Consider the following 10,502-nt stretch of genomic DNA (forward strand, 5'->3'; position numbering starts at 1 on the left):
ACTACCTCAAGCCGGGCGGGGCAATCTACAACGCGACTGACGCGGGATTTTATTCCGAAGAAATCGTCGCGGCCTTCGAGGAGGTCGGGGGCTTCGAGAAACATGCGATCGAGTCACTGTACCCGACCTACTTCGAAAAGAAGTGGAAGGCGATGGGACGGGCAATCGATTATTGGAAGTTCGTCAAGTTATAAGGGCGAACCTTGGGTTCGCCCCTACGCCGCGCGGGAGACGATGTTGTAAAGGGTATCCCGCTCGACGGGCTCGCGCCCCGCCTCGCGGATCAGCTTGACCAGCTCGTCGACGTGCAGACCCTCCGGCGTCTCGGCGCCGGCCATGTGAACAATGCGCTCCTGCATCACGGTGCCGTCGATGTCGTCGGCGCCGAAGTTGAGCGCGAGCTGCGCCACCTTGATGCCGGTCATGATCCAGTAGACCTTGACGTGGGCGAAGTTGTCCAAAAAGATGCGCGAGATCGCGATGTGCTTCAGGTCCGACAGCCCCGTCGGCGGCGGCAGGTGGGCCAGCTGGGTGTCGTAGGGCACGAAGCTCAAGGGGATGAAGGTCTGGAATCCGCCTGTCTCGTCCTGCAGGTCGCGGAGCCTTTGCAGGTGCACGACCTTATCCTCGTCATTCTCGACGTGCCCGTAGAGCAGCGTCGCATTGGAGCGCAGCCCCAGGCCGTGGGCAATGCGATGGATCTCGAGCCAGCGCTCGGCGCCGATCTTGTTGGGGAAGACCAGCTTGCGCACCCGTTCGGTCATCACCTCGGCGCCCCCGCCCGGCATCGAGCCCAGGCCGGCGGCGATCAGGCGCTTCAACACCTCCTGCACGCTCAGCCGGCTGATCTTCGCGAAATAATCGATCTCGACGGCGGTAAAGGCCTTCAGGTGCACCTGGGGCGCGGCCGCCTTGAAGGTACGCAAGAGGTTCTCGTAATAGTCGAGCTTGAGGTCGGGGTGCAGCCCGCCGACGATGTGAAACTCGGTCGCGCCCTGGGCCGCCGCCTCCCGCCCCATCCGCTCCATCTCTTCCATCGAGAGCTCGTAGGCCTTGGGCGAGCTCTTCGGTTGGCCGAACTCGCAGAACTTGCAGTCGACGTAGCAGACATTGGAATAGTTGATGTGCCGGTTGATGTTGTAGAAGGCGCGGTTGCCGTTTTTGCGCTCGCGGGCCAGGTTGGCGATGCGGCCCAAGGCCAATAGGTCGTTGCTGGCGAAGAGGGCGCGGCAGTCGTCGGCGTCGATGCGCTGCTCGTTTTGGACCTTTTCGAAAATGGATTGCAGGGCGGCGTCCATGGGTTGGGGCTAGCAAAGGCGGGTCATTTTATCAAATGCATAAACTCGGCGCGGGTGGCCTCGTTGCTGCGGAAGGCGCCCAGCATCTCGGAGGTAATCGCCTTGGAGCCCTGCTTCTGCACCCCGCGCATCTGCATGCAGAGGTGCTCGGCCTCGATGACCACGGCGACGCCGAGCGGCTCGAGGGAATCTTGAATGATCTTGGCGATTTGCGTGGTCATGCGCTCTTGGACCTGGAGGCGGCGGGAGAAGATCTCGACCAAGCGCGCGATCTTGGAGAGGCCGATGATCTTCTCGCGGGGGATATAGGCGACGTGGCATTTGCCCCAGAAGGGCAGCAGGTGGTGCTCGCAGAGGCTGTAGATCTGGATGTCCTTCACCACGATCATCTCGTTGTATTTTTCGGTGAACTTGGCGCCGTTGATGACCTCTTGCGGGTCCATGGCGTAGCCCTGGGTGAGGAACTTGAGGGCCCGCGCGACGCGGCCGGGGGTTTTTTGCAGGCCCTCCCGCTCTGGGTCTTCCCCGATTTCTTTGAGGAGCTGGCGAATTAAGTCTTCCATTCTTTTCCCTGTTTATATAGGAGCGTGGCTCGTTTTTTCACCGACCGGGCCTTCCAGGGTGTAGAACCCGCCCAAGGCCTTGTCAACCCAAAGAAGGAAACCATGGTCGGCCGCATCGATCCCCAAGAGTTGAGCGAATGGCTGCGCTCCGGAAAAGACTTCCAGCTGCTCGACGTGCGCGAGCCCTGGGAGTTTGAGGCCGTGCACCTTCCCCAAAGCGTTCTAATCCCGCTGGGCCGGCTTCCGGGACGCTTCGCCGAGCTGGACCGCGGCAAGACGACGGTGGCACTCTGCCATCACGGCGTGCGCAGCCTGCAGGCCGCGGCATTTCTTGTTTCCCAGGGTTTCACGGATGTGCGAAACTTGACGGGCGGCATCGACGCCTACGCCCTCAAGGCCGATCCCGAACTGCCGAGGTATTGAGACGATGGCCAAGGTCAAAGAGATTTACAATGCGCACCTGGTGAAGATCGACGAGCTCAGCTCGACCGTGCGAAATTTCCACTTCGAGTTTCCCGAGAAGCCGCGCTTCGACTACCGGGCCGGCCAATTCGTGATGGTGGAGGTGCCCAAAGAGGGCAAAACGGCCCGCAAACCCTACTCCATCGCAAGCCCGCCCCACTGGCCCAACAAGATCGAGCTCTGCATCAAGAAGGTCGAGGGCGGCTATGTCTCGAGCTACTTCTTCACGCTGAAGGAAGGCTACGTGATGCCGATGGAGGGGCCGCTGGGCGTCTTCAAGCTGAAGGAGCCCCTGCCCCCGCACCTGCTCTTCGTCGCCACCGGCACCGGCGTGGCACCGCTGCGCGCGATGATCCACACGCTGCTCAAGGACGGGCACCCGGGCAAAATGACGCTGATCCTCGGCGTGCGCTACGAAAACGAGGTGCTCTTCGACGAAGAATTCAAGGCGCTCGCCGCACAGCACCCCCATTTCGAATACATCCCCACCGTCAGCCGCCCGCAGACTTGGCAGGGCGAGACGGGCTATGTGCAGGATGTCCTGCTCCGCCATTACCCCAGTCCCGAAGGCCGCCAGATCTACGCCTGCGGCTTGGTGCCGATGATCAATTCGCTGCTGGAAACCCTCGGTAAGAACGGTTACCCGCGCGAGGCGATCCATTTCGAGAAGTGGACTTAGCCGGCCAGGGACGCCGTCAACTCCTCCGTCACCCAAGAATCGCTTTCCGTGGCCAAGCTCCGCTCCAACGCCGGCCGCGCCGCCGCTCCCAAGAGCCGAGCATAGGCCCAGGCCGCGTGGCCGCGCACTAGGGGCTCGGCGTCGCTGAGCGCCGGAACCAATGCCTCCGCCAACTCCGGCCTTTCGCTGTTGCCGATCGCCACGCAGACGTTGCGCAAAAAACCGCGGCGTTTGGCGCGCAGGATCGCCGAGCCGGCGAATCTTTCCTTGAAGCCCCTTTCGTCCAAACCGAGGAACGAGACCAAGGGCTGGTTGCGCACCCCCTCCCCCGGATAAAAACTCCCCTCCGCCGTCGGCCGACTGAAGCGGTTCCAGGGACAGACCTCTTGACAGTCGTCGCAGCCGAAAATGCGGTTGCCGATCAGGGGCCTGAGCTCGCGGGGGATCGGCCCTTTCAGCTCAATGGTCAGATACGAGATGCAGAGCCTGGCGTCCAATTGGTAGGGCGCGACGATGGCCCGCGTCGGACAGACCTCGATGCATCGTGTGCAAGTCCCGCAGCGGTCGGCCTCGGGCGCGTCGGGGAGCCATTCGAGGTTGGTGAGCAGGACCGCCAAGAAAAAATAGGAGCCGCGTTCGGGATGGATGATGTTGGTGTGTTTTCCCAACCAGCCCAGGCCGGCCTGCTCGGCCCAGGCCTTCTCCAGGATCGGCGCCGCATCGACGCCGGCGTAACAGGCGACCTCGGGGCGTCTCGCCTGCAGCCAGGCTTGAAAGTCCCGCAGCTTTTCCCCCAGGACATCGTGATAGTCCCGGCCCCAGGCATAGCGCGAGACGTTCCCCGCTTCCGGCGCCTCCGTGTTGGGCAGGCCGCAGTCGTAGGGATGGCCCAAGACGATCACGCCGCGGAGGTCGCCGAGCAGCGACTCCGGATTCAGGCGTTCGCCGCGGCGCCGCTCCAAATAGCCCATGTCCCCCTGAAAGCCCTGCGCCAGCCACTCGGCGAAACGCTCGCGCGCGGCGGCGCCCAAGGGCGGCCGCGCGAAGCGGACGATCTCGAAGCCCCGGCGGACCAGCTCTTCCCGCACTTCCTGTTGTAATTTGACGTCCGTCATTTTATGGAGGGCGAAAGGAGAGGAAAATGCTTCAAACCCTGCGCCTGCCCTTGGCCCTTACGCTTGCCTGCGCGATGGCTTGGCTCACCGCCTGCACCAAAGAACCCAAAACCGAGCCCCTCGGCGACCCGGCTGCCCAGAAGGTCCTCGTCTCCGGCACCGTGGACCTGGCCGAGACCGCCAAGGCCCAGGCCGACCCGCTGGCCGTCCTCTTCGTCATCGCCCGCAACGAGCGTGGGCAGATCGCCGCGGTCAAAAAAATGTTCCCGCCCTTTCAATACCCCGTTTCTTATTCCCTGACCGAAATCGACGCCATGATCCCGGGGACCGAATTATCCGGAAAACTCAAGGTCACCGCAAGGCTGGACAAGGACGGCAACGCCAACCCCGCCCAGCCCGGAGACGTCTTGGGCCGCAGCGACCGCGAGTGGGTCGAACTTGGCGATAAGGACGTTAGGATCGTTCTAAACGAGCCGGTAGCACCATAAAAAAAGGCGTTCTTGCGAACGCCTTCCAAAACCTCGAATTCAGGCCTTTCAGGCGCCGTCGCTGCCGATGGCCTCGACCGGACAGGCCTCAAGGGCCTCCTGGCAGAGCTTTTCTTCTTCGGGGCTGCCGGGCTGCTTGTACACGTAAGAATAGCCGTTGTCGTCGTCGCGCTTGAAGTTGTCGGGCGCGGTCTCGCGACACAGGTTGCAGTCGATGCATTGGCTGTCGACGTAAAACTTGCCGTCCGGCTGCTTGGGGAGTTTGTCGTTTTTATCGGCCATGGTCGGAGGCTCCTTCAGGGCTACAAAGTATACATCTCCTCTCTCGAGCCCCAGGGTCTAGCATGAAATAAAAAACCAAGACAATCGTATTTTAAGGGAAAATGCCCGCAAATCCAGGCCCATCAATCTCCTGGCCCAATCGCCGATTTTATGCGAAAACAGTCTTCTCGGGGCGAACGGCGGTTTTTTGAAATTCGGATTACATGAGCAAGCATTCGAACAAGCCTGAAATCCACTACGCGCGCACCCAGGATGGCTGGAAGATCGCCCTTCACCATCATCCCGGGAAGAAGTCGCGGCATCCGGTGCTCTTGGTCCACGGCCTGGCGAGCAACTACCGGAACATGGACTTCCCCATCAAGGACTTAAGCCTCGCCCACCACTTAAGCAAGAAAGGCTTCGATTGCTGGATCGTCGACCTGCGCGGCTCGGGCCTCAGCAAGAAGGGGACCTTTCAGCCCTATAAATGGTACTTCGACGACTTCGTCTTTCAGGACCTGCCCGCGGCGGCCGACACCATGCTCTCCCTGACGGGTGCGAAGAAATTCCATTGGGTCGGCCACAGCCTGGGAGGGCTACTCGCCTATCCTTTTGCCCACAATTACCACCGGCGAAATATCTTCCAAAGCCTCATCACCATCGCGACGCCGGTGACAACGGCCTCGCGGCCGGGCTATTTCAAGATCACGCACCGCTTCGACCGCATCATCAAGCTCTTTCCCCGCTTGCCCTACAAGACGCTATCCAAGATGGCCACGCGATTCGTCGACCTTCTCCTGGGATTGGAAGATAATGCCCTCTTCTCGCGCGAGAACATGACCCGGGAGATCCTGATCAATATCATGGAGCACGCGGTGGAGAGCGTCCCGACGAGCCTGATCCTGCAGATCCACGACTGGCTCAACCATCAATACTTCGCGAGCAAGGACAAGAAGATCGATTTCATGAAAAGCCTGGAAGAGCTGTCCATGCCCATCCTGATGATCGCGGGCTCGGTCGACAGCTTCACGCCGCTGGCGGACATCCGCCTGGCCTTCCGCCGCCTGCCCAGCGCGAAAAAGACCCTGATGGTCTTCGGCAAGTCTCGAGGGCACGAACACGATTACGGGCACATCGATCTATTGTTGGGGAAAAACGCGCCGAAGGAAGTTTATCCGGAAATCGTGCGGTGGCTGGAAGAGCACGATTAATCCCCCACAAATTGCAAGGACGGCATCTCGGGGATCAACTTCTTCGCCGTCGCCTCCTCGAACAGGCGCCGCAACGCCGCCCTCCCCCGCTCGCCGTAATCCACCGTCAACTCGTTCACGTACATCCCGACGAAGCGGTCGGCGGTCTTGGGGTCCATGCCCCGGGCGAAGCTCAAGGCGTAATCGAGAGCCTCGGGGCGGTGGTCGAGAGAGTATTGGATCGCCTTGCGGAGGATGTCACTGACCTTGAGGCAGTTTTCAGGCCCCAAGTCCTTCCGCACCACGTTGCCGCCGAGCGGCAGCGGCAGGCCGCCGGTCTTTTCGTACCACCACTCGCCCAGGTCGACGATCTTGTGCAGGCCGCTCTGAACGTAGGTCAATTGGCCTTCGTGGATGATCAGGCCCAAGTCGACCTTGCCCTCGGCGACCGCCGGCAGGATCTCGTTGAAGGGCATCACGACGTAATCGATGTTCGGCTCGTAGAGCCTCAGGGCCAGGAAGGCCGTCGTCATCAGGCCGGGCACGGCCACCTTTTTCTCCCGCAGCACCGAGGGCGCGTGAGGCTCGCGCGCGATCACCATCGGCCCGTAGCGGTCCCCCATCGAGCTGCCCGAAGGCAGCAAGGCGTAACGATCGGCCACCTGGGGAAAGGCATGGAAAGAGATGGCCGAGACCTCGTAGGTGCCTTTCAGCGCCTCCTGGTTGAGGGTCTGAATGTCGGAGAGGACGTGGTCGAAGCGAAACTCGCCGGTGTCGATCTTGTCCTTCGCGAGCGCGTAGAACATGAAGGCGTCGTCGCTGTCGGGGCTGTGGGCCACTCGGATCAATCGTTTTTGCATGGACGGGGCTTAAACCGGCCCCCGAAGGAAAGTCAAGGTCTCCACATCCAGCCCCGCTCGAGGCGGCCGAAGGCCTGGGCCAGGACCTCCGCGCGGCGCTCTTCCTCGAGCTCGACGCCGGCGTGCTTGATCAGGTGCTTTTGGATGTCGGTGAAGAAATCGCCCAGGTCGGCCAGGACCTGCTCGCGCAGCAGGTCTTTCAGCTTGTCCTGCCAGCTGTCGTAGCGCCGGAGGTTGCGCCGGTCGAGCAGCCCCTGCACCAGGCTTTCCTTGAGGTCTTGGACATAGCCCTCGAAAGAGGGAAAAAAGGCCAAGAAGAGCGTCTCGGCGAGGTCCACCATGACCGCGTCGCGGTGCAGGCCGAGGGTCTTCATGGGCTCGCAGAGGACGCAGCTTTCCTTGAGGTGCTTCTTGCCGAAGTCCTCCATCAGGAGATCGAGGGTGTAGTCGAAGGCCTCGAGCTCGTGGAGGTGCTCGGAGGCCTGCGAGGCGCCCCGCTGCCGGCGAGGCCCGCCGGAGCGCAGGGGAATCACTTTTGCCGGTTTGGCCATGGCCGCCTTGCGCCGCACCTCAGCGCCCTCCGAAATTGGGTTTGCCCTTCTTGTTCACGTAGGCGTTGAGCCCTTCTTTAAAATCGTTGCTCGTCGATATCTCGATTATCGACTGGCGCTCCTCCTCGAGTTGCTCCTCGAGGGAATGACTGAGCGCCGTATCGATCAGCCGCTTCGCCCTCCCCAAGGCCAGGGTCGGCCCGTTGGCGAAATACACCGCGAGGCTTTGGGCCTCCTCCATCAATTTGTCCGGCGGGACCACCCCGCTGATGATGCCCAGCTCGAGGGCCTTGCGGGCGCTGATGGTCTTGCCGGTCATGACGAGCTCGGCGCATTTTTGCGGGCCCACCAGGCGCGTCAAGAAGTAGCTGAGCCCCCCGTCGGGACTTAGCCCCACGTTGATATACGAACTGGAAAAGCTTGCGGTCTCGGAGGCCAGGATAAAATCGCAGGCCAGGGCGAAGCTGAAGCCGGTGCCGGCGGCCGGACCGTTGATGGCCCCGATCACGGGCTTGGGCAGGCGCCGCAGCTCGGCGATGATCTGGTGGAGGTAGCCCGTCGCCTTGCGGAACAGCATAGGCGCCTCGCCGAGGTGTTCTTTCATCACCAGAGGATCGAAGCCGATGGAGAAGTCACTGCCGGAACCGGTGAGTACGACGGAGCGCACCGCGGGCGCCGCCAGTTCGTGGAGCGCGTCTAGGAGCTCGAGGCCCATCTCGTCGGTGTAGGCGTTGCGGAAGTCCGGGCGGTTGAATTTGAGGACGGCGTACTGCTTGTCGACCTCGAGAGTTAATGTCTTGAAGCTGAGAGTTTTCATGGCCTGCCGCCTACATACCGCTGTGGCTTCATTCCGCAAGCGAATTCGCGCGGACCCGCGGACCCTTCCCGGCCCGCGGAAAACCACGGCAAACCCGGACCTTCTATAAAATTATAGCGCTATTCAAAGCGGAAGCTAAAGATCTATGATAAAAGTCCTAAAAAGGAGCCGGTCATGCAAAACCCGTTCTATTTGCGCCAAATGGAAGTAGGCCCCATGGAAAATTTCGTCTATTTGATCGGGGATCCAGTCTCGCGTCAGGCCTTGGTGGTCGATCCGGCCTGGCAGGTCGATAGCATCCTGCGTCAAGCCGCCCAAGACGACATGCAGATCGTCGGCGCCCTCATCAGCCACCACCACTACGACCACACCAACGGCGTCGAGGAGCTGCTCGAGGCGCGGCAGATCCCGGTTTACGTGAACAAGCATGACGCAGAGTTCGTCAAGGAGGCCGGGGAACATTTGGTGAAAAGCGATCACGGACAAGAGGTGCGCGTCGGCGACCTGACGGTGCGGCTGCTGCACACCCCCGGCCATACGCCGGGCAGCCAGTGCTTCGAGGTGCGGCAGCACCTGGTCAGCGGCGATACCCTCTTCATCCAGGGCTGCGGGCGCTGCGACCTCCCCGGCGGAGACCCCGAGCAGATGTACTACACCTTGACGCAAAAATTGATGCGGATGGACGACCGGACCGTCCTGTTGCCGGGGCACAATTACGCGGAAAAACCGCAAAGCACCTTGGGCGAGGAGAAAAAGAAAAATCCCTATCTCAAGACTGCGGCGCTCTCGCTGAAGGACTTCCTCGCGCTGCGCATGGGACCGCGGCGTTAAGCAGGCCCCGAGCCGGCCCTCAAGTTACTCCCCTCGCCGCTCCAGTAAATCCCGGACGTGCAGAAAATATTCCTCCGGCGCGGGTTTTTGCAGACGCGCCACGCGGGAGAGCTTGGGGTAGACCAGGCGCAGTTCCGCGGAGCCCTCCGCGAAGCCCGTCCCGACCATGCGACCGAAGTGCCCCGTCTCCACCAAGCGCAGGGCCCCCGCCGCCAAGAGGTTGGCCAGTCCGATCTCGTGGGGCGTGGGATCCGCGCCGCGCAGCAGGTAGCCCAGCGATTCGGGGCGCGTGTGGGTGATGCCCATCTCGGCCAGGGGCGCGCGCAGCCAGCGCACGACGTCCCCGCTCTCGACGACCAAGCGGCCGTGGACGTCGGTGCCGCGCGGCGGCTCGATGGTCGAGACGCCCTCGCCGCGGAATTTCACGCCCTCCGAAAACAACAGCACGCCGTGCGCGCGCGTCGCTCGGGCGCGCTCGATGACCTCGCGCACGTCGCTCAAGGGCCGCGGCACCTCGATAAACACCGAATCCGCGACTCGCGACTCCCGGCCCACCGCCAGGGTGAGCATGCCGTAGTGCTGCCCCATCACCTCGACCAAAAACCAGCGGTCGCAGCTGTGGGCGGTGTTGTGGAAGTGATGCAGCTCGCTCGCCCCCTTGGCAACGGCGGAAGGGAAACCGAGGGAATGCTCGCTGCCCCAGACGTCCAAGTCGATGCTCTGCGGGATCCCGACTACCGGCACCCCCGCCTCGCGCAGGGCGTTGGCGGCCCGCATCGAGCCGTTCCCGCCGAGAATAATCAGGGCGTCGAGACCATGCGCCCGCATGGTTTCTTTCACGCGCGTCGCCTGCGGATCACCCTGGACGGGATTGGTGCGGCTGCTGCGCAGGATGTCGCCGCCCAGCGTGGAAATATCGACATGCGTCGCGGCCAACCCCGGAGGCGTCCTGCCGCCGTAAAGCCTTTGGAGTGCGGCGCCCACCGCGGCGTCGCCCGAGACATCGGTAAGGAGCAACTCGCGGATGCGGCCTTCCGGCTGCAAGAGCCCCCTGTAGCCGTCGAAAATGCCGACAGGTTCCCAGCCGTGGACCTGAATCGCCCCGCGCACCAGGGCCAGGATCGCGGCGTTCTCGCCCGGGCCGTCGCCGCCGCTGGTCAGGATGCCGATGCGGCGCACCGCCCGGCGCGAGCGACCGCCGTTGCGCGGCATGGGCGTCACGGCCTCTTCGCCGAACTCCGGACGGACCAATTGGTCGAGCCGGGCCTCGATCGGCGCGGGGGCCCGGGAACCGCCTCCCTCGGGGCGAAGGGCGGACATCAGGCTGAGCTGCAGCGCGGGCAGGGGCGATTCCCCAAGCGGACGCGAGGCCGGTGCCGGGGGACCG

Annotated in this window: 13 protein-coding genes; 5 read left to right on the forward strand and 8 right to left on the reverse strand. The window is 62.7% G+C overall.

The window, feature by feature from the left end; genetic code table 11:
- Positions 1-215 precede the first annotated feature (215 nt).
- Together mqnE and folE are read right to left on the reverse strand one after the other, a co-directional pair.
- Positions 216-1,298 (reverse strand): aminofutalosine synthase MqnE, encoded by a 1,083-nt coding sequence (gene mqnE / locus FBR05_12920; protein MDL1873081.1) that lies wholly within the window; start codon positions 1,296-1,298, stop codon positions 216-218.
- A 23-nt stretch (positions 1,299-1,321) separates the two neighbouring features.
- Complete coding sequence (gene folE / locus FBR05_12925) at positions 1,322-1,861, reverse strand: GTP cyclohydrolase I FolE (GenBank protein ID MDL1873082.1); 540 nt, start codon at positions 1,859-1,861, stop codon at positions 1,322-1,324.
- 102 nt (positions 1,862-1,963) lie between these two features.
- On the opposite strand from folE, the gene FBR05_12930 reads away from it, so the two are divergent.
- Together FBR05_12930 and FBR05_12935 are read left to right on the forward strand one after the other, a co-directional pair.
- A complete protein-coding gene (locus FBR05_12930; GenBank protein ID MDL1873083.1) occupies positions 1,964-2,284 on the forward strand; it encodes a hypothetical protein in 321 nt (106 codons plus the stop codon).
- A 4-nt stretch (positions 2,285-2,288) separates the two neighbouring features.
- Complete coding sequence (locus tag FBR05_12935; GenBank protein ID MDL1873084.1) at positions 2,289-3,002, forward strand: FAD-dependent oxidoreductase; 714 nt, start codon at positions 2,289-2,291, stop codon at positions 3,000-3,002.
- On the opposite strand, the gene queG is transcribed toward FBR05_12935, so the two are convergent.
- Positions 2,999-4,117 carry a tRNA epoxyqueuosine(34) reductase QueG gene (gene queG, locus FBR05_12940; GenBank protein MDL1873085.1) on the reverse strand — a complete coding sequence of 373 codons (1,119 nt, stop codon included), beginning with the start codon at positions 4,115-4,117 and terminating at the stop codon, positions 2,999-3,001. The genes FBR05_12935 and queG overlap by 4 nt on opposite strands.
- Positions 4,118-4,143: 26 nt before the next feature.
- Here queG and FBR05_12945 point away from each other — a divergent pair, with 26 nt between their 5' ends.
- Positions 4,144-4,605, forward strand: coding sequence for a hypothetical protein (locus FBR05_12945; protein MDL1873086.1), 462 nt, complete (start codon positions 4,144-4,146; stop codon positions 4,603-4,605).
- Positions 4,606-4,653: 48 nt separating this feature from the next.
- Here FBR05_12945 and FBR05_12950 read toward each other — a convergent pair whose 3' ends face one another.
- Entirely contained in the window at positions 4,654-4,887 is a 234-nt protein-coding gene (locus tag FBR05_12950; GenBank protein ID MDL1873087.1) for a ferredoxin, read from the reverse strand.
- A 203-nt stretch (positions 4,888-5,090) separates the two neighbouring features.
- On the opposite strand from FBR05_12950, the gene FBR05_12955 reads away from it, so the two are divergent.
- Positions 5,091-6,077, forward strand: coding sequence for an alpha/beta hydrolase (locus FBR05_12955; protein MDL1873088.1), 987 nt, complete (start codon positions 5,091-5,093; stop codon positions 6,075-6,077).
- Here FBR05_12955 and FBR05_12960 read toward each other — a convergent pair.
- From FBR05_12960 to FBR05_12970, 3 genes are read right to left on the reverse strand one after another with little or no spacing between them, the layout of a single operon-like run.
- A complete protein-coding gene (locus tag FBR05_12960) occupies positions 6,074-6,916 on the reverse strand; it encodes an ABC transporter substrate-binding protein (protein MDL1873089.1) in 843 nt (280 codons plus the stop codon). The genes FBR05_12955 and FBR05_12960 overlap by 4 nt on opposite strands.
- A gap of 32 nt (positions 6,917-6,948) precedes the next feature.
- Positions 6,949-7,467, reverse strand: coding sequence for a hypothetical protein (locus FBR05_12965; GenBank protein ID MDL1873090.1), 519 nt, complete (start codon positions 7,465-7,467; stop codon positions 6,949-6,951).
- 19 nt (positions 7,468-7,486) lie between these two features.
- Positions 7,487-8,284, reverse strand: a complete 798-nt coding sequence (locus FBR05_12970) for a hypothetical protein (protein ID MDL1873091.1) — start codon at positions 8,282-8,284, stop codon at positions 7,487-7,489.
- 174 nt (positions 8,285-8,458) lie between these two features.
- Here FBR05_12970 and FBR05_12975 point away from each other — a divergent pair, with 174 nt between their 5' ends.
- Positions 8,459-9,115, forward strand: a complete 657-nt coding sequence (locus tag FBR05_12975; GenBank protein MDL1873092.1) for an MBL fold metallo-hydrolase — start codon at positions 8,459-8,461, stop codon at positions 9,113-9,115.
- Between the two features lie 24 nt (positions 9,116-9,139).
- Here FBR05_12975 and FBR05_12980 read toward each other — a convergent pair.
- Positions 9,140-10,502: hypothetical protein (locus FBR05_12980; protein MDL1873093.1), on the reverse strand; the 1,363-nt coding region annotated here is incomplete at its 5' end.

It is taken from the genome of Deltaproteobacteria bacterium PRO3 (assembly GCA_030263375.1).
Lineage (GTDB): Bacteria > UBA10199 > UBA10199 > DSSB01 > DSSB01 > DSSB01.

Excerpts from the sequence above, each read along its gene's own strand:
- mqnE (MDL1873081.1), bottom strand. The coding sequence starts at position 1,298 with ATGGACGCCGCCCTGCAATCCATTTTCGAAAAGGTCCAAAACGAGCAG.
- folE (MDL1873082.1), bottom strand. The coding sequence starts at position 1,861 with ATGGAAGACTTAATTCGCCAGCTCCTCAAAGAAATCGGGGAAGACCCA.
- FBR05_12930 (MDL1873083.1), top strand. The coding sequence starts at position 1,964 with ATGGTCGGCCGCATCGATCCCCAAGAGTTGAGCGAATGGCTGCGCTCC.
- FBR05_12935 (MDL1873084.1), top strand. The coding sequence starts at position 2,289 with ATGGCCAAGGTCAAAGAGATTTACAATGCGCACCTGGTGAAGATCGAC.
- queG (MDL1873085.1), bottom strand. The coding sequence starts at position 4,117 with ATGACGGACGTCAAATTACAACAGGAAGTGCGGGAAGAGCTGGTCCGC.
- FBR05_12945 (MDL1873086.1), top strand. The coding sequence starts at position 4,144 with ATGCTTCAAACCCTGCGCCTGCCCTTGGCCCTTACGCTTGCCTGCGCG.
- FBR05_12950 (MDL1873087.1), bottom strand. The coding sequence starts at position 4,887 with ATGGCCGATAAAAACGACAAACTCCCCAAGCAGCCGGACGGCAAGTTT.
- FBR05_12955 (MDL1873088.1), top strand. The coding sequence starts at position 5,091 with ATGAGCAAGCATTCGAACAAGCCTGAAATCCACTACGCGCGCACCCAG.
- FBR05_12960 (MDL1873089.1), bottom strand. The coding sequence starts at position 6,916 with ATGCAAAAACGATTGATCCGAGTGGCCCACAGCCCCGACAGCGACGAC.
- FBR05_12965 (MDL1873090.1), bottom strand. The coding sequence starts at position 7,467 with ATGGCCAAACCGGCAAAAGTGATTCCCCTGCGCTCCGGCGGGCCTCGC.
- FBR05_12970 (MDL1873091.1), bottom strand. The coding sequence starts at position 8,284 with ATGAAAACTCTCAGCTTCAAGACATTAACTCTCGAGGTCGACAAGCAG.
- FBR05_12975 (MDL1873092.1), top strand. The coding sequence starts at position 8,459 with ATGCAAAACCCGTTCTATTTGCGCCAAATGGAAGTAGGCCCCATGGAA.